We start from the raw sequence: 17,267 nt of genomic DNA, 5'->3' as shown, positions 1-17,267 counted from the left end.
CAAAGGCACATGCACCGGCCTTCGTGGCTGGGTTGCGAGGATGCCGACCCCGAGCGAAACGCCGGACCTTTACGAGGAGACACCCCATGCGCCACGGTAGCCGCGGACGTAAACTCAATCGCACCCATGAGCATCGCAAGGCGATGTTCGCCAATATGGTTGCTTCGCTGATCGAGCACGAGCAGATCGTGACGACCCTGCCGAAGGCGAAGGATCTTCGCCCGATCATGGAAAAGATGATCACGCTCGGCAAGCGCGGCGATCTTCATGCTCGTCGTCAGGCGATCAGCCAGGTCCGCGACGAGACCGTTATCCGCAAGCTGTTCGACACCCTCGGCCCGCGCTATGCGGAGCGCCAGGGTGGCTACTGCCGCGTTCTGAAGGCAGGTTTCCGTCGCGGCGACAACGCGCCGATGGCCGTGATCGAGTTCGTCGATCGCGACGTCGAGGCCCGCGGTTCGATCGATCGTGCGCGTCTGGCTGCCGAGACGAACGACGAGGGCTGATCGGCCCTGGCCGTCAGCTTGCATCGGAAAGGGCTCCTTCGGGAGCCCTTTTTCGTTCATGGATTGGTGAAACGAAACAGGCGGGGAGTCGGCTTTGGACGCGACACGCGTACTGGTAACGGGAGCGTCCGGCTTCATCGCGAAACACATCGTCCTGCAACTCGTCGAGGCGGGTTACCGAGTTCGTGGGACGGTGCGAAGGGACGCGAAGGCCGAGGAGGTCAGCGGCATGCTGCGTCGGCACGGCGGCGATGCCGCGCTGTTCGAGCCCCACCTCGCGGATCTAACGAGCGACGCGGGATGGGACGAAGCGATGATCGGATGCGATCTGCTCGTCCACACCGCATCGCCGTTTCCGCGGTCTCAGCCACGCGAGAAGTTCGGCCTCGTCGACGTCGCGCGAGGGGGAACGGTTCGCGTGGTCGGTGCCGCCGTTCGCGCGGGCGTTTCGCGCGTCGTGTTGACGTCGTCGATCGCGTCGATCGTCTATGGTCACCCTGGTCGCGGAGAGCGCTGGTTCGGCGAGGCGGACGTCTCGAACGTCGAAAGCTCGGACATCTCGCCTTACGCCGTTTCGAAGACCCTCGCCGAGCGCGCCGCTTGGGAGGCGGTTGATGGAACGCGGACTGAACTGACGACGATCAACCCATCCCTCGTCTTCGGCCCGTTGCTCGATCGCACGATGGGGACGTCGGTTCAGCTGATCGCGATGATGATGTCCGGTCGGTTGCCGGTCCTGCCGGACGTCACGTTCGGCATCGTCGATGTGCGCGACGTCGCGGCGGCTCATGTCGCGGCGTTGACGGCATCGAAGGCGGCAGGGCGGCGCTTGGTCGTATCGGCGGAAGAGCGTTCACTTCTCGATATCGCTCGTCAGGTCGCGGAAGGTCACCCCGCCTTCGCCGGTCGTGTCCCGCGTCGTCGATTGCCGACCTGGGCCGTGAAAGCGGCCGCGGTCGTTTCGCCGCCGGCGCGGATGTTGGCCGCAGAGCTTGGTCGGACCAAGCGTCTGGAGACGGCGCCGGCGCGAGAAATCCTTGGACTCGCCTTCCGCAGCGGCGACGAGGCGATCGATGCTGCGGCGTCCAGCCTTCTGGCGGAAGGGCTGGTGACACCTTGAGTTGCAGCTATGCCCACCTGCGAAGCCCACCGAGCTTACAGCGGGTCGCTTCTGCCGAAACGAAGACCGTGTGGCATCTCTGTATGATGCGAGATGTTGCTCATCTGCGATAGCGCTTCGGCAAAGCGACGTGTCATATCGGATGACTGGCGAGAACACCCCAAATACAGCGATGCGGCAGCAACCTTTAGCTGTCTGTCGCATTTTCTTGGCGAATGGGGGCTTTCGCCGATCAGCGTTGCGGCGAGTTTACACGGATTAAACGAATACTATGGAAAATAGAGGCTCTTTCCCAACAACGAGCGAGTTCTCGATGCGCCGTACTGTGCTGACTCTCCTGGGCGCGGTGTTCGCGTTCGGAATCCTGACGGCCAGCTATGCGACGGCCGAACTGCCCGAAGCCACGGCGATGGCAGCGGAAACGGCTACTCTGACGCGCTGATCCATCGGCGACGGGGGACGACAGGGAAAAGGGCCTTACGGCCCTTTTTTCGTTTCAGATAGGTCGCAAGACTTGCCGGTCGCTGACCAGAGCCCGATTTGGCGATGCGATGCATCGAAGATGGAGACGGCGTTGAGCAAGCTGATGGCGATGACGTTGAGTGCATGCGTGGCATGGAGCGCGGCCTTCGGCGTTGCCCATGCGCAAAGTGCTCCGGTTCCGCTCCCGATCGAACCGGGACGCTCCGTTCCGGGTTCTGTGGCGGAGATCAAGCTGTCCTTCGCGCCCCTCGTGAAGGCGACGGCCTCGTCGGTGGTCAACGTCTACGCGGCTCGCCGCGTGGAGCGGCGCAGTCCCTTCGCGGGCGATCCGTTCTTCGAGCAGTTCTTCGGGGGCGGCGCCCGGCGACCGCGGATGGAATCGTCGCTCGGGTCCGGCGTAGTCGTCGATCCCGCTGGGCTGATCGTCACGAACAACCACGTGATCGAGAATGCCGAAGAGATTCGCGTGGCCCTCGCTGACGGACGCGAGTTCGACGCGAAGGTGCTGCAGCGGGATGCTCGGGTCGATCTCGCGGTCCTGAAAGTGGAGGCTGACGAGCCGTTCGACAGCGTCGCACTTGCCGATTCGGACCGGACCGAAATCGGCGACCTCGTATTGGCGATCGGCAACCCGTTCGGCATCGGCCAGACGGTGACCAACGGCATCGTTTCGGCTCTAGCGCGCACGCATATCGGATCGAATGACGTCGGCTACTTCATCCAGACGGATGCGGCGATCAATCCGGGCAATTCCGGCGGCGCGCTGATCGACATGCGCGGTCAGCTCGTCGGCGTCAACACGGCCATCTTCTCACGCTCGGGCGGGTCCAACGGCATCGGGTTCGCCATTCCCTCCAATCTCGTGCGCGCGTTCATCGACGCCTCTCGGGCGGGCCATCCGTTCGAACGCCCCTTCATCGGCGCGACCTTCCTGCCCCTGACGTCCGACATCGCGAACGCCATGGGTCTGGATCGGCCGACAGGTGCGCTTGTGCAGGCGGTCGTCTCGGGCGCGCCCGCCGACGAGGCGGGCTTGCGGGAAGGCGACGTGGTGCTCTCGATCAATGGCTTTGCCGTGGAGAACCCCGATTCGCTCGGCTATCGTCTGGCTACCGCAGGGTTCGGAAAGCCTGCGGTGCTTAAGGTTCGTGCGCTCGACGGCCAGGAAGAGGAGCTAACGCTACCGCTGATGCCTGCACCCGAGGACCCGCCGCGCGACCAGCGTCAACTCGGTGGCAGCACGCCGTTCACAGGAGCGACGATCGTCAATCTGTCGCCGCGCATGGCCGACGAACTCGAGATGCCGCAGTCGAAGACCGGCGTCGCCATCGCCTCGGTCGAGCCGGGATCGCCTGCGATGCGGCTCGGGCTTCGGCCGAAGGATGTCATCGTGGCGCTTAATGATCGCGAGGTTACCTCGAGCGCCGATCTAGAGCGCCGGGCCTCCGATGGTCGGCGGGGCTGGGAGGTCGAAGTCGATCGGGACGGTCAGCGTCTCGTCCAGACGATCCGCTGACGGGGAGATCCGGCATGGCCGACCTGTTCGGATCGCTCCCCGCGGCACCGGAGCGGAAGATACGGCCAGAGACCGACGTGGGGCATCGGCGCCCCTTGGCCGATCGTCTGCGGCCGCAGACGCTCACCGAGGTGGTCGGGCAGGAGCACCTCACCGGGCCGGACGGGGTGCTGACGCGGATGTTGAGCGGCGGCAGTCTCGGCTCGACCATCTTCTGGGGTCCGCCCGGCACCGGCAAGACGACCGTGGCGCGTCTGATGGCCAACGAGGTCGATTTCGCCTTCGAGCAGATCTCTGCGATCTTCTCCGGCGTCGCGGACCTAAAGAAGGTGTTCGAGTCGGCGCGCCTTCGCCGCTCGAACGGGCGGCAGACGCTGCTCTTCGTCGACGAGATCCATCGCTTCAACCGGGCCCAGCAGGATTCCTTCCTGCCTGTGCTGGAAGACGGCACCGTCGTTCTCGTCGGTGCGACGACGGAGAACCCTTCCTTCGAACTGAACGCGGCCCTGCTGTCGCGCGCCCGCGTGCTGACATTCAAGGCCCACGACGCCCAGAGCCTCGCGCTTCTCGTCGCGCGCGCGGAGGCTGCCGAAGGACGCGCCTTGCCCTTGGACGAGGAGGCACGCGCCGTTCTCCTGCGCATGGCGGACGGCGACGGACGCGCCATCCTGACGTTGGCCGAGGAGATCTGGCGGGCCGCCAAGCCCGGCGAAATGCTGGATGCCGCGACCCTGCAGTCGATCGTCCAGCGCCGTGCGCCGGTCTACGACAAGGGCCAGGACGGCCACTACAACCTCATTTCGGCCCTGCACAAATCGGTGCGCGGATCGGACCCCGACGCTGCACTCTACTACCTCTGCCGTATGCTCGATGCCGGTGAGGATCCGCTCTATCTCGGGCGTCGGCTGGTGCGGATGGCGTCGGAAGACATCGGCTTGGCCGACCCGCAGGCCCTCGTCATCGCGAGCGCCGCAAAGGACGCCTACGACTATCTGGGATCGCCCGAAGGCGAGTTGGCGCTTGCGGAAGCCACCGTCTACCTCGCCAGCGCTCCTAAATCGAACTCGGTCTACGTGGCCTACAAGGCGGCGATGCGCGCCGCGAAGGAGAACGGGTCCTTGCTGCCGCCCCGGCATATTCTCAACGCGCCCACGAAGCTCATGAAGGAAGAGGGCTACGGCGACGGGTACGCCTACGACCACGACGCGCCCGGCGCCTTTTCCGGTCAGGACTATTTTCCCGAAGGGTTGGATCGCCAGCGATTCTACGTGCCGACCGAGCGCGGCGCCGAGGCGTCGATCGGAAAGCGGCTGGCGGAGTGGGAGCTCCTACGGTCGCGACGTTCCCGTCGCGACCACGACTGATCCGGTAGAACCCATGCGAGAGCGAGCCCCATGCTGAACGTCCTGCTCGTCGCGTTCGGTGGCGCGCTCGGCTCCATCCTTCGCTATGGAGTAACTCTCGCGGGAACACGCTTCTTTAGCGCGAACTGGCCGTACGGTACGTTCTTCGTCAACGTCACCGGATCCTTCGCCATGGGCGTCGCGGTCGAACTGATCGCCCGTCGTTTCGGCGGGTCGAACGAGCTTCGCCTGTTCGTGGCGACCGGCCTTCTCGGCGGCTACACGACCTTCTCGTCCTTCACGCTCGACACCAGCCTGCTCTGGGAGCGAGGGGCATCGCTGGCGGCGATGGCTTATCTCCTGTCCAGCGTGATGCTCGGCATGATCGCGCTTTTTGCCGGTTTGGCGGCGGCTCGGCATTTCGGCTGACCGCGCAAGGTGCCACCGAACGTCCTGAAAACGTTTCGGTCAGGGCCTAGATGCGCTATCCCCGGCGGAAGATGAAAAGGAGCGGGCATGTCGGCCGTCGAACAGATCAGGGTTGAGCCGGACGAGGCCGGGTTGCGGCTGGACCGCTGGTTCAAGCTTCACTATCCGGGCCTCGGTTTCGGGCACCTCCAGAAGCTGCTGCGCTCGGGCCAGGTTCGTATCGACGGCGGACGTGCCAAGAGCGATTCGCGCGTTGAGCCGGGGCAGATGATCCGCATCCCGCCGATGGGCGCGGACTCGGCTCGGCTACGGGTTGCGCCGCTCACGGCGAACACCATTCGCGATCGACACGACGGCGACGTGCTCTCGCAGATGCTGATCTACGAGGACGAGAAAGTGTTCGTCTTCAACAAGCCGGCCGGGCTGGCCGTGCAGGGGGGCTCCGGCGTTTCGCGGCACGTCGACAAGATGCTCGAGGCGTGGCGGAGCAAGAAGGGCGAGAAGCCGCGGCTCGTCCATCGGCTCGATCGAGACACGTCGGGCATCCTCGTGGTGGCGCGCACGCGCGGCGCGGCGGTGTCGCTGACCAAGGCGTTCCGCGAGCGCGACACGCAGAAGCACTACTGGGCGCTGCTCAAAGGCGTTCCGGTGCCGCACGAGGGGCGCATCTCAACCTATCTCGTCAAGGAACCGACGCCCGATGGGGATCGCGTGCGGGTGGCCAAGCATGGCGACGAGGGTGCCGACCACGCTCTGTCATACTACCGGGTGATCGATCAGGTGGCCCAGAACTTCGCGTGGGTCGAGATGCAGCCGCACACGGGGCGCACGCACCAGCTGCGCGTCCATGCGCTGCATATCGGGCATCCCATTCTCGGCGACCCCAAATATTTCGAGCACGACACCAACTGGGATTTTCCGGGCGGCGTCCAGAATAAGCTGCATCTGCACGCACGCCGCATCATCATTCCGCATCCCAACGGCGGCGGACGGCTGATCGATCAGATCGCGCCGCTGCCCCCGCACATGGTGCAGACGTGGAACCTCTTCGGGTTCGACGAGGCGCAGGAAAACGACTGAGCGATGCGTCTCGTTCTCTTCGACTGCGACGGCACGCTGGCCGACAGCTTCGGCCTGATCTGCGAGACGATGCGCCGCTGCTTCGTCTCCGCCGGGCTGCCGGAGCCCGAGCTCGCGGCCACGCAAGGCATCATCGGGCTTTCGCTCGACCGAGCCATTCATCAGCTCGCGCCGACGCTGACGCTGGCCGATCTGCCAGGGCTCGTCGAACTCTACCGGCAGGAGTTCCACAAGATCCGCGCCGAGGGGACGTTTCCCGAGCGGCTGTTTCCCGGTATCGAGCCGCTGCTTCGACGGTTGGCGCTGCGGGACGATTTGCTGCTCGGCATGGTGACCGGTAAGTCGCGGCGCGGCGTACGCCTCGTCGTGGACGCGCATGGGCTGGAGGGCATCTTCCCGGTGGTTCGCACCGCCGACGACTGCCCCTCCAAGCCACATCCCGCCATGGTGCTGGAATGCTGCGCAGAGATGGGCGTCAATCCCAGCGCGACCATTGTTGTGGGAGACGCGGTGTTCGACATGCAGATGGCGCGCGCCGCGGGCGCTGACGCTCTCGGCGTGTCGTGGGGCGCGCAGGATCCTGCGACGCTCCTCGCCTCGGGAGCCACCACCGTCGCCTCCACCGTGGGTGACCTCGCCGATCGTCTCGACGCCTGGATGGCGCGGGATCCAGAGGCGGTGCCGCTCGTTTCCCAATCTGTCTGATCTTTCCAAGGCCGGCGACGTGATCTCGTCTTCGGTCGCGTTGTGAGCCTTTGCGATGTCCAACCTCCCGATGCGTCCTGCCTTGCCGAAGCGCTTCTACAAGGAGGTCACGGTCGTGGAGGAGGAGGGCGCTCATGCCATCCGTCTCGATGGACGCGCCGTCCGCACGCCGGCCAGAGCCATCTTGCGCGTGCCCAGCCGACAGTTTGCGGCCGCACTGGCAGAGGAGTGGGCGGCGCAGGTCGACGAGATCGACCCGGCGACGATGCCGGCGACGCGCCTCGCCAATACGGTGATCGACGGCGTCGAGCCGAACCCCACCCCCGTTCGCGACGATCTGGTTCGCTATGCGGAGACCGATCTCCTCGCCTATCGCGCGGCCGATCCCGAACGCTTGGTGGCACGCCAGCGCGAGCGCTGGGATCCGTTGGCGACGTGGGTCGAGTCGGAAACCGGCAGCCGTTTCGCCATCGGCGAAGGCGTGATGTATGTCGCGCAACCGCCCGAGTTCGTCGCGGCGCTTCGCGAGCACATCGCCGGTGAAACCGACGCGTTCCGTCTCGCCGCCCTCCATCAGATCACCACGCTGACGGGCTCGCTCATCCTGGCGCTGGCGGTCGCAGCCGGACGGCTGACGGACGAGGACGCTTGGTCGCTCGCGCATCTCGACGAGGACTGGAACATCGAACTGTGGGGCGACGATGTGGACGCCGCAGCGCGCCGGACGAATCGCTTCTCCGACATGCGCGCGGCCGCCTTGCTTCTCGTCGGCGCCGATTGATCTGCGGCCGACGTCAGATCCCGGCGAACCACTCGTAGCCGCGATCTTCCCAATAGCCGCCGCCGCCTTCGCCGAACCCATCGAGCGATTCAGCCAGCGTGATCCGGCTGATGTATTTCGCCATCTTGTAGCCGAGCTGCCGCTCCACTCGCACGCGCAGCGGCGCGCCGTTGGCGACGGGCAGCGGCTGGTCGTTCATTCCATAGGCGAGGATCGTCTGCGGATGGCGGGCGTCATGAAGGTCGATCGACTCGTAATAGCGGATCGGTCCGGTGAAGCCGTTCTCCAGCGTATCGAAGCAGGAGAACACGGCATAGCGTGCGCTTGCCGACGGTCCGGCGGCGTCGAGCAGGGGCCCGAGCGGCGTGCCCGTCCATTTGGCGATGCAGCTCCAGCCTTCCACGCAGTCGTGCCGGGTAATCTGCGTTCGCGCCGGCATGTTGCGCAATTCCGCAAGCGAGACGCTCGTCGGTTTCGACACCGCGCCGTCGATCGTGAGGCGGTAGGTATCGAAGTTGGCCGTCACCAGGGCGCGATAGTCGTCGTCCTGCGGGTCCGTCGTTCCGTTCGGCCGCATGGGCTGGCGGATCTCGCTGGCCGCGAACTCCGGCGCCAGCGTGTCGGCCCCCAAGATGAGGCGCTGCACCCGGTAGGTCAGGTCGTTGGCTTTCTCGAGGAAACCACGAACTTGCGAGCCGTTGGCCACCAGCGGGTCGAAGCACCCCCCGAGCGCCGTGGTGGAGGCGACGGCGGCGCCTGTCAGGAATCGCCGGCGATCGATTCGCAATCTCATAGGCCGGTCTCCTCGGGTTCGATCCGCATCCATCCGCTGATCATGGAACGCAACTCATTGAACGGCCCGGCCAGCACGACCATCGCGATATGGACGACGAAGAACAGCACGAGCGCCAGCATCGTAAGGAAGTGGATGGTGCGAGCCGTCTGCCGACCGCCGAAGAGATCGAGCGTCCAGGGCGCGAACGCGTTGAAGCCGGGCGACATGGTCAGCCCCGTGGCGATCATCAGGGGAAGCGCGACGAACAGAACCCCGAAATAGGAAAGCTTCTGCAGCGGCCCGTATCGGCGGCGGTGATGGAGCCGCAGCCGAGCATGGTCGGCAAGGTCCGAGCCCAGACCCCGGAGATCGGCTGCACCCGGCACGATATCGCGGGTCATGTGTCGGTTGAGAAGGCTCGCCCCGAACCAGACGAGGAGGGTGGCGACGAGGATCCAGGCGAAGAAGAAATGGACGATCCGGCCGGTCGCGAGATCGCGGTAGGAGGGAATCGTCATCCAGCCGGGAAAGGTCTTGGCCTCGATGTTGTCGCCGCTCCAGATGGCGCCGAGCCAGCCCGTGGTGTCGAAGCGCCAGCCGAAAAGATCGGTGATGCCGCGCATGCTGCCGTCGACGTAGGCCGCTCCGATCGACAGGAAGCTGTTGTCGAACTCGAAGCCGGATTGGCGCCCGATGTAGAGGTCGGGACGTGCCATGAAGATCTGCAGACCCGACAGAAGCAGGAAGAACAGGCAGACCGCCCACGCCCAATGGGTGACGCGGGTCGAGAGCGGTTGGCGGTAGATGAGCGGCCCGTTGCGAGGCGCGGACAATCGCATGGCGATCGGTCCTTTCAGTCGTGGAACTCGAAGCATGGCCGCTTGCGAGCGGTCATCGAACACATACGATCTTTTCGCCCGCTCGGATGCCGAGCCAGAACGGGTTCGCTCTCCCATGCGCGCATTCGGTCGCTCAGCGGGACGTGAGCCGACGCAGCAGCCTGTCCAGTTCGCTTCGAAAGCGTGAGCGGTCCTGCGGCGCGAACGGGCGATTGTAGCCCTTGCTCTCGCCGGTCTCTCGCAGATGCTGATTGAACGAGCGCATGGACAGCGCCGTGCCGATGGATTCGGGCGTGAACGGCCGCCCGTCCGGTCCGATCACGGCGGCACCTTTCTCCAGGGCGCGCGAGGCCAGCGGTATGTCGGCGGTAACGACCACGTCGGCAGGGCCGGCGGCGTCCGCGATCCAGTCGTCGGCGGCGTCGGCGCCTGCCGAAACCACGACGATGCGCGCGCCGGGGTAACGTGACGGCCGCATTCCGCCATTCGACACGAGCACCATCTCGACGGCGAACCGACCGGCGAGATCGAGGGCCTCGTCCTTCACGGGACACGCGTCCGCATCGACGAGAATTCGAGTCGTCGGTTCGTTCATGACTCTTCCGATCCCAACGTGATTCGAACCTCGTCGCCGACCGGCCCGAAGACCTCCGCGAAGCGGCGGCGCAAGACGAGATCGACGTCGTCCAGCCCGACGGGCAGTCCGAGATCGACTAGGCTGGTGACGCCGTGGTCCTGCACGCCACAGGGTACGATCCCGCCGAAATGATCGAGGTCGGGATCGACGTTCAGGCTGATCCCGTGGAAGCTGACCCAACGCCGGACACGAATGCCGATCGCGGCGATCTTGTCCTCCGCCGGCGTGCCATCCGGTAGCGGCGGGCGTTCGGGCCTGCGCACCCAGACGCCGACCCGGTCCTCCCGGCGCTCGCCGCGCACCTGATGGTCGCCGAGCACGGCGATGATCCAGTGTTCCAAGGCCGAGACGAAGGCGCGGATGTCCTGACGCCGGCGTTTGAGATCCAGCATCACGTAGGCCACCCGCTGCCCGGGACCGTGATACGTATATTCGCCGCCGCGGCCCGCCGCAAAGACGGGAAATCGCGTGGCATCGAGAAGATCGGCGGCACGGGCGCTCGTGCCCGCCGTGTAGAGCGGCGGGTGCTCGAGCAGCAGCACTGCCTCGGCGGCCTTCCCGTCCGCGATCAGCCCGGCGCGACGCTCCATGAAGGCCAACGCGTCGGGGTAGGGCACCAGCCCGCCCGCCAGCAGCCACTCGACGGGTGGTGATCCCGGGGCTGGCCAGAATCGGTCGGTGTCCGTGGCGAGACGCGAGGTGACGATGAGCGGATCCATAGAGCGTTTCTTACGCCGAGATGACAGCGGCGGCCAAGAGCAAGCCGAGTGCAAACAGCGGCTTGCGCGAATTCGGCGAGGGAGCTGGTGAAATCGCTTGTGTCGGTGCGGGGCGTTTGTTAGATCGCCTTTACCGGTCGAGAGAGACCGGCCGATCTTCGGATCGGAACACGGCGTGCGGTCGTGGCGGAATTGGTAGACGCGCAGCGTTGAGGTCGCTGTGGGGCAACCCGTGGAAGTTCGAGTCTTCTCGACCGCACCAGCCATCTGCTCAGTTCGGAACTTACCAGTCCGATCGGGAACAGAACTTTTCATAAGATCGTAATGCCGGATCCTCCGATCGGAGGGCTTGCTTTCGCGGCAAGCCACTGATCCTGTACGACATGTCGTCCTGTCGACGTCATGTCAGAGGGGATTTGGACGAGTCGAGTACGGGACGGCGGATGCGCGATCACTACACGATCACCGAGTTGACCCGCGAGTTCGACATTTCGACGCGCACGATCCGATTCTACGAGGACGAAGGCCTGATCTCGCCGATTCGTCGTGGGCGTACGCGCCTGTTTCGGCAGTCGGATCGCCAGCTTCTGAAGATGATCCTGCGCGGCAAGCGCCTCGGCTTCTCGATCGCGGAAATTCGCGAGATCATGGGCATGTACCGTACGCCGCCGGGCGAGGCGGGGCAGCTTCGCGCCATCATCCGTCGCGTCGCCGAAAAGCGTGCCGAGCTCGAGCAGAAGCGACGCGACATCGACGACCTGCTGTCGGAGCTCGATCAGGCTGAGGAGGCCTGTCTCACTCGAATGGCCGAGCTGGGCATCTCGCCGACGAGCTGAAGCGGTTCACGGTTCGGACCGGAACGAGCACATCGTCACGGACTCGCCGATCTGCGTGCGGCCCGCTTCATCGAGTCGATTCGTCAAATACTTCGTCAGCAGGTCACGCTCGGACAGGTCGTCTTGAACGCAGCCGCAATAGCGTTCGCAATAGGAGGCATCGCGGGACTCCGTGCAGGTGGCGCGGCAGCTTTCGGCGAAGGCGGCCGTCTGATCCGGCGGGGCTACCATCGAAGCGAGGTACACCAGCCCGAACAGCAGCGGTTGGTGAACGAGGTAGAAGAGCAGAGAATGTCGTCCAAGGCGAGCCAACGGCTGCAGGCGCGACAACCGCTCGTTCCAGCTCGCCAGCCGGCTCCAGAGACCGAACCGGTTCGCCGCTTGCGAGAAGGCGATGCCAACGAGCACCGCGCCCGTCCACGGGAAAACGGGAACGAAATCGTTGGACATCGGCGCCTGCGCCGATAGCCCGATCCAGGCGAGCCAGATCGGGTTCGTCAGATCCGTCTGTACGAGTTGGGGCAGCATCACGACGGCGATGCCAAGAGCGAACGTCGCGATGAAGGGAAGTCGCAGCGCAACGAGGCCCAGCACGCTTGCGATGGCGATCTGATGCAGGATGCCGAAGAAGACGAACCCCTGCGGCGTCGCGAGGTAAGTGGCGAGCGTGATGATTCCGGCGCCTGCCGCGACCTGCGCCAGACGCCGGACGAACGATCGCCAGCGAATGCCGCGGCCATGAGCGAGCACCAGACCGATTCCCACGAGAAACAGGAAGCTCGACGCGATGGCGCGGGCGAAGAGGCGCCAGCCTCCCTGTTCGGCCAGGCCGCGCGCGACGTAGCCGAAGAACTCGAGATCCCATGTGAAGTGGTACACTGCCATCGCTAGCAGCGCGACGCCGCGCAGGATGTCGAGCAGTTCGATGCGCCGGGTCGCTGCGGGTCTCGTCTCGGCTTGCATCGCACTCTCCACTGGTCGCCCCGGCATCTCGCCTATCTGAAACCGCTGGTGAAGGCGACCGGTACGGCGCCTTGTGCGAACGATGACGAAGGGTGGCGAGATGAAGACGATCGAAGCGTCGGGGGCGCGGATTCCGGCTCTCGGCCTGGGCACCTACAAGCTGACCGGCGACACGTGCAGCCGAATAGTCGCCGCCGCGATCGAAGTCGGCTACCGGCACATCGACACGGCCCGCATGTACGGCAACGAGCGGGAGGTGGGCGAAGGGATCCGAGCCAGCGGCATCGAGCGGGGCGAACTCTTCGTGACCACGAAGATCTGGCGCGACGACATCGGCCGCGACACGCTCGTTCCGTCCGCGCGCCAGGCGATCGACGCGCTCGGCGTCGGGCCGGTCGATCTCCTGCTGATTCACTGGCCGAACGCCGACGTGCCGCTGGAGGATTCGATCGACGCCTTGAACGAGGCGAAGGACGCGGGACTGACGCACCATATCGGCGTCGCCAACTTTCCCTCCACCATGCTCGACGACGCCGCCGCGATGTCGGCCGCGCCGATCGTCTGCAATCAGGTCGAGTATCACCCGATGCTGTCGCAGGAGGTCATCCTCGCGGCCTGCGAGCGCAACGACATGGCGCTCGTCGCCTATTCGCCGCTCGGCCAGGGAGGCGAACTGATGGGGCATCCGGCCATCGCCGGCATCGCACGTGCCCATGGCCGCACGCCGGCGCAGGTCGTGCTGCGGTGGGAGATCGAGCAGCCGCGCGTGGCGGCGATCCCGCGCACGTCCAACCCTGATCGGCTCGCCGAAAACCTCGACATCTTCTCGTTCGAGCTGACGGAAGAAGACCGCCGCGTGCTCGCCGACATGTCGGCGCAGCGCAAGCGGTTGGTCGATCCGGCCTTCGCGCCGAACTGGGATCGCTTCTGACGATTCAAAGCCGGTTTCACCGGCTCTGGCTAGCCGATGCGCTCCTTCATCACGCCCGTGCCGTCCGCAACCTTTGAGGCCGAAGCGAATGGCTTCAGCCGACGACGCGTCAGGCGCCTGTCTTGAGGAGGACGTGGCGCTTTTTGCCGAGCGACAGCTTGGCGACGTCGGCGCCGAGAACCGAACGGTCGACCGTCAGCCGGTCGTCGGACACGGGTCGGTCGTTCAGCCGGATCGCGCCGCCCGCCACGTGCCGGCGCGCCTCGCCGTTGGACGCGGCGAGACCGGCCCGGACCACGAGCGACAGAATGCCGATCCCGCCGTCGAGGTCGGCTTCGGACAGGACGAGGGTCGGCAGGTTCTCCGCGAGCGCACCGTCCTCGAAGGTGGTGCGCGCCGTCTCTTCGGCCTGAGTCGCGGCGGCCCGGCCATGGACGATTGCCGTCGTCTCGGTGGCGAGGATCTTCTTCGCTTCGTTGATCTCGGAGCCCGAGAGAGCGGCGAGCCGCGCGATCTCGTCCAGCGGCAGCCGCGTGAAGATCTTGAGGAAGCGGCCGACGTCGGCATCCTCGGTGTTTCGCCAGTATTGCCAGAAATCGTAGGGGCTGAAGAGATCGCTGTTCAGCCAGACCGCGCCTGACGCCGACTTGCCCATCTTCTCGCCGCTCGATTTCGTCAGCAGCGGCGTCGTGAGCGCATAGAGTTGCGGACCGCCCATGCGGTGCGAGAGATCGACGCCGTTGATGATGTTGCCCCACTGGTCGGAGCCGCCCATCTGCAACACGGTGCCGTAGCGCCGGTTGAGCTCGGTGAAGTCGTAGCCCTGCATGATCATGTAGTTGAATTCGAGAAAGGACAGCGACTGCTCGCGGTCGAGGCGCAGCTTCACCGAATCGAAGGTCAGCATGCGGTTAACCGAGAAATGCCGCCCGACGTCGCGCAGAAACTCGACGTAGTTAAGCTTCAGCAACCAGTCGGCATTGTTGACCATGATCGCGGGGTTCGGCCCGTCGTAACGCAAGACGTTGCCGAAGACGCGCTGAATGCCTTCGATGTTGGCGTTGATCTGCTCAGTGGTCAGCAGCCGCCGCTGATCGTCGCGAAAGGAGGGGTCGCCGACCATCGAGGTGCCGCCGCCCATCAGGCTGATCGCCTGATGGCCCGTCTCCTGCAGCCAGTAGAGCATGGTGACGGAAATCAGGTTGCCGATATGGATCGACGTCGCGGTCGCGTCGTACCCGACGTAGCCGGTGATTTTCTGCTTCGCGGCGAGAGCGTCCAGACCCTCGGGGTCCGAGACCTGATGGATGAAGCCCCGCTCGTCGAGAACGCGCAGGAAATCGGATTTGAAACGGCTCATCGTGCAATCGGTCCGGTCGGAGAGGCGGCGTGGGAGCCGCCTCTCGTGCGGCCCCCGCTGGAAACTACTTCAGGCGCTTGGGCCGGACGTCGGAGAGCTCGCCCGCAAGGCGCCGGTCGAGATAGTCGGAGCATTCCGCCAGCAGTTCGTCGGAATGTTCGGTAAAGAAGTGATTGGCACCGGCGAGCGTGCGCTGCGTGATGAGGATACCCTTCTGCAGCTTCAGCTTCTCGACAAGGCCCTGAACGTCCTTCGGCGGCGCCACGCGGTCCTTGTCGCCGTGGATGATGAGGCCTGAGGACGGGCAGGGCGCCAGGAACGAGAAATCGTAGGAATTGGGCTGCGGCGCGATCGACATGAAGCCTTCGATCTCGGGACGCCGCATCAGAAGCTGCATGCCGATCCACGAGCCGAACGAATAGCCCGCGACCCAGCAGTGCTTGGAGTCGGGATGCAGCGTCTGGATCCAGTCGAGCGCCGCCGCGGCGTCGGACAGTTCGCCCGATCCGTGGTCGAACTCGCCCTGGCTGCGGCCGATGCCGCGGAAGTTGAAGCGCAGGGTCGTGAAGCCACGCTCCACGAACATGTAGAAGAGGCGATAGACGATCTGATTGTTCATCGTCCCGCCGAAGCGCGGGTGCGGATGCAGGACGATGGCGATCGGCGCGTTCTTTTCCTTGGCGGCCTGATAACGGCCCTCCAGGCGTCCGGCCGGGCCGTTGAAGATCACTTCGGGCATTTCTGAAACCTCGGGGGAAGGGCGCCGAGACCGGCCCAGCGCCTTGACGGAGGATAGGCAGCCTCTTAGGTTCCGATTTAGAACGATTCAAAACTACGCGTTTCCCTCAAGTGCGCTATGTAGTCGGTCAGGCTGCCCGAATACAACGTTTTTCGCATCGGCCGACTTCGGCGACGGGTCCACGAAGCTCCGGGATGACGGTTTTGCGTGCCAGGACATATCTCGACTACAACGCCTCGGCGCCGCTTCTGCCTGCGGCCCGTGAGGCGCTGGTCGCAGCGCTGGAGCGACCGGGAAACCCATCTTCGGTTCATGGCGAAGGGCGCGCGGTACGTCATCTCCTCGAGCGAGCGCGTGCGAACGTCGCAACCTTGGTAGACGCTGTGGCGGAAGGCGTCGTCTTCACGAGTGGCGCCACCGAGGCCGCCGTCACCTGTCTCACACCGCACTGGCAGCGTGGCGACGACATCATTCCGGTCGCGCGCTTGGCCGTTCTGGACACCGACCATCCCTGCCTGCGGGAAGGCGGTCGCTTCGATCCGAACTCGGTGACCCGGCTTCCCGTCGACAGTCATGGCGTGGTGGTTCTCCAAGCCTTGCGCACATGGCTTGCGGCAGGGCCGCCCGGGCTTCTGGCCTTTTCACTTGCCAACAGCGAAACCGGGGTGATCCAGCCAGCGTTGGAGATGATCGCGGCGGCCAGAGAAGCCGAGACACTGGTCGTCGTCGATGCCGTCCAGGCCGTCGGCCGCATTCCTGTGTCCGCGCGCGACCTCGCGGCCGACGCGTTGATCCTGTCGGCCCACAAGATCGGCGGACCGACCGGCACCGGCGCATTTGTCCTCGCTTCGCCGGAGCGACGTCCTTTTCCCCTGTTGACCGGCGGTGCACAGGAAACGCGCCAGCGCGCCGGAACCGAAGCGGTGGCGTCGATCGCTGCCTTCGGCGCGGCGGCAGCGGCAGCGGGAGAAGGTTTCAACGATGCTCCACGTCTTGAAGCCTGCAGGCTTCGCCTTGAAGCCGCGGTTTGCGCGGCAGCGCCGGGGATGATCCTGATCGGCGGTGGCGCACCACGTCTGCCGCAGACGATCGCGTTCCAGCATTCCGAGATGCGCGCCGAAACTCTGCAGATCGCTCTCGATCTCGAAGGCTTCGCGGTGTCGGCCGGCTCCGCCTGCTCTTCGGGGAAAGTCGGATCCAGCCATGTCCTCGAAGCGATGGCGAAGGCCGGTGCGCCTCTTCGCCCGGAACTCGGCTCACTACGCGTCAGCTTCGGCGCGGCGACGACGGACGAGATGTTGCAGCGGTTTTCCGACGTCCTCTGCCGGCAATTGGCGCGGATGACCGGACAAACCGAAGCGACCCACGCGGCATGATCGCGCGGCCCTGAGGAAAACTGGCACGGCGGCTTCAACTTTTCCGCCGTGCCCCCCATTTGAACGATTACGAACTGCCGCTATAGGCTGCTCGTGACCCCGACCACCGGACCTTGACTCCGGCGAGTA

At 65.3% G+C, this 17,267-nt stretch carries 19 protein-coding genes and 1 tRNA gene; 13 read left to right on the top strand and 7 right to left on the bottom strand.

Annotation, left to right across the window (positions count from 1 at the left end; translation table 11 throughout):
- Positions 1–86: 86 nt before the first annotated feature.
- From rplQ to GGR04_RS20990, 9 genes are all read left to right on the top strand, one after another.
- Positions 87–506 (top strand): 50S ribosomal protein L17, encoded by a 420-nt coding sequence (gene rplQ, locus GGR04_RS21025; protein ID WP_183202238.1) that lies wholly within the window; start codon positions 87–89, stop codon positions 504–506.
- Between the two features lie 94 nt (positions 507–600).
- Positions 601–1,626, top strand: coding sequence for an NAD-dependent epimerase/dehydratase family protein (locus GGR04_RS21020; RefSeq protein WP_183202185.1), 1,026 nt, complete (start codon positions 601–603; stop codon positions 1,624–1,626).
- Between the two features lie 313 nt (positions 1,627–1,939).
- A complete protein-coding gene (locus tag GGR04_RS24335) occupies positions 1,940–2,068 on the top strand; it encodes a hypothetical protein (RefSeq protein ID WP_281383144.1) in 129 nt (42 codons plus the stop codon).
- A gap of 144 nt (positions 2,069–2,212) precedes the next feature.
- Positions 2,213–3,625 (top strand): DegQ family serine endoprotease, encoded by a 1,413-nt coding sequence (locus GGR04_RS21015; RefSeq protein WP_376769883.1) that lies wholly within the window; start codon positions 2,213–2,215, stop codon positions 3,623–3,625.
- Positions 3,626–3,639: 14 nt separating this feature from the next.
- Positions 3,640–4,989, top strand: a complete 1,350-nt coding sequence (locus GGR04_RS21010; RefSeq protein ID WP_183202183.1) for a replication-associated recombination protein A — start codon at positions 3,640–3,642, stop codon at positions 4,987–4,989.
- A 30-nt stretch (positions 4,990–5,019) separates the two neighbouring features.
- Positions 5,020–5,397 (top strand): fluoride efflux transporter CrcB, encoded by a 378-nt coding sequence (crcB, locus tag GGR04_RS21005; RefSeq protein WP_183202181.1) that lies wholly within the window; start codon positions 5,020–5,022, stop codon positions 5,395–5,397.
- 87 nt (positions 5,398–5,484) lie between these two features.
- A complete protein-coding gene (locus GGR04_RS21000) occupies positions 5,485–6,477 on the top strand; it encodes an RluA family pseudouridine synthase (RefSeq protein ID WP_183202179.1) in 993 nt (330 codons plus the stop codon).
- Between the two features lie 3 nt (positions 6,478–6,480).
- Positions 6,481–7,182 carry an HAD-IA family hydrolase gene (locus GGR04_RS20995; protein ID WP_183202177.1) on the top strand — a complete coding sequence of 234 codons (702 nt, stop codon included), beginning with the start codon at positions 6,481–6,483 and terminating at the stop codon, positions 7,180–7,182.
- Between the two features lie 55 nt (positions 7,183–7,237).
- Complete coding sequence (locus GGR04_RS20990) at positions 7,238–7,963, top strand: ATP12 family chaperone protein (protein WP_183202175.1); 726 nt, start codon at positions 7,238–7,240, stop codon at positions 7,961–7,963.
- A 13-nt stretch (positions 7,964–7,976) separates the two neighbouring features.
- Here the strand turns inward: GGR04_RS20990 and GGR04_RS20985 are convergent, their stop codons facing one another.
- The 4 genes from GGR04_RS20985 to lipB all read right to left on the bottom strand — a co-directional run bounded on the left by GGR04_RS20985 (position 7,977) and on the right by lipB (position 10,933).
- Positions 7,977–8,756 carry a molybdopterin-dependent oxidoreductase gene (locus tag GGR04_RS20985; RefSeq protein WP_183202173.1) on the bottom strand — a complete coding sequence of 260 codons (780 nt, stop codon included), beginning with the start codon at positions 8,754–8,756 and terminating at the stop codon, positions 7,977–7,979.
- Positions 8,753–9,577 carry a cytochrome b/b6 domain-containing protein gene (locus GGR04_RS20980; RefSeq protein WP_183202171.1) on the bottom strand — a complete coding sequence of 275 codons (825 nt, stop codon included), beginning with the start codon at positions 9,575–9,577 and terminating at the stop codon, positions 8,753–8,755. Before GGR04_RS20980 ends, GGR04_RS20985 begins: the two co-directional genes overlap by 4 nt.
- Positions 9,578–9,710: 133 nt before the next feature.
- A complete protein-coding gene (locus GGR04_RS20975) occupies positions 9,711–10,172 on the bottom strand; it encodes a YaiI/YqxD family protein (protein ID WP_183202169.1) in 462 nt (153 codons plus the stop codon).
- The gene (lipB, locus tag GGR04_RS20970; protein WP_183202167.1) at positions 10,169–10,933 is read right to left on the bottom strand and encodes a lipoyl(octanoyl) transferase LipB; all 765 of its coding nucleotides are present in this window, start codon (positions 10,931–10,933) and stop codon (positions 10,169–10,171) included. Before lipB ends, GGR04_RS20975 begins: the two co-directional genes overlap by 4 nt.
- A gap of 177 nt (positions 10,934–11,110) precedes the next feature.
- On the opposite strand from lipB, the gene GGR04_RS20965 reads away from it, so the two are divergent.
- Positions 11,111–11,195 (top strand) — tRNA-Leu (locus tag GGR04_RS20965).
- 181 nt (positions 11,196–11,376) lie between these two features.
- On the top strand, positions 11,377–11,769 hold the full coding sequence (locus GGR04_RS20960; protein ID WP_183202165.1) for a MerR family transcriptional regulator: 393 nt from the start codon (positions 11,377–11,379) through the stop codon (positions 11,767–11,769).
- A gap of 6 nt (positions 11,770–11,775) precedes the next feature.
- On the opposite strand, the gene GGR04_RS20955 is transcribed toward GGR04_RS20960, so the two are convergent.
- On the bottom strand, positions 11,776–12,732 hold the full coding sequence (locus GGR04_RS20955; RefSeq protein ID WP_183202163.1) for a heparan-alpha-glucosaminide N-acetyltransferase: 957 nt from the start codon (positions 12,730–12,732) through the stop codon (positions 11,776–11,778).
- 100 nt (positions 12,733–12,832) lie between these two features.
- Between GGR04_RS20955 and GGR04_RS20950 the strand changes: the two genes are divergently transcribed.
- On the top strand, positions 12,833–13,663 hold the full coding sequence (locus tag GGR04_RS20950; protein WP_183202161.1) for an aldo/keto reductase: 831 nt from the start codon (positions 12,833–12,835) through the stop codon (positions 13,661–13,663).
- A gap of 109 nt (positions 13,664–13,772) precedes the next feature.
- Here the strand turns inward: GGR04_RS20950 and tyrS are convergent, their stop codons facing one another.
- Together tyrS and GGR04_RS20940 are read right to left on the bottom strand one after the other, a co-directional pair.
- Positions 13,773–15,023 carry a tyrosine--tRNA ligase gene (tyrS, locus tag GGR04_RS20945; RefSeq protein WP_183202159.1) on the bottom strand — a complete coding sequence of 417 codons (1,251 nt, stop codon included), beginning with the start codon at positions 15,021–15,023 and terminating at the stop codon, positions 13,773–13,775.
- 64 nt (positions 15,024–15,087) lie between these two features.
- Positions 15,088–15,762, bottom strand: coding sequence for an alpha/beta hydrolase (locus GGR04_RS20940; RefSeq protein WP_183202158.1), 675 nt, complete (start codon positions 15,760–15,762; stop codon positions 15,088–15,090).
- 194 nt (positions 15,763–15,956) lie between these two features.
- Here GGR04_RS20940 and GGR04_RS20935 point away from each other — a divergent pair, with 194 nt between their 5' ends.
- Positions 15,957–17,138: a cysteine desulfurase family protein gene (locus GGR04_RS20935; protein WP_183202156.1), complete on the top strand. Its 1,182-nt coding sequence runs from the start codon at positions 15,957–15,959 to the stop codon at positions 17,136–17,138.
- The last annotated feature ends 129 nt before the right edge of the window (positions 17,139–17,267 follow it).

Source organism: Aureimonas pseudogalii, from assembly GCF_014196835.1.
GTDB lineage: Bacteria > Pseudomonadota > Alphaproteobacteria > Rhizobiales > Rhizobiaceae > Aureimonas > Aureimonas pseudogalii.
Note: the sequence above shows the minus strand (reverse complement) of the source record. Positions and strands in the feature narration are given on the sequence as shown.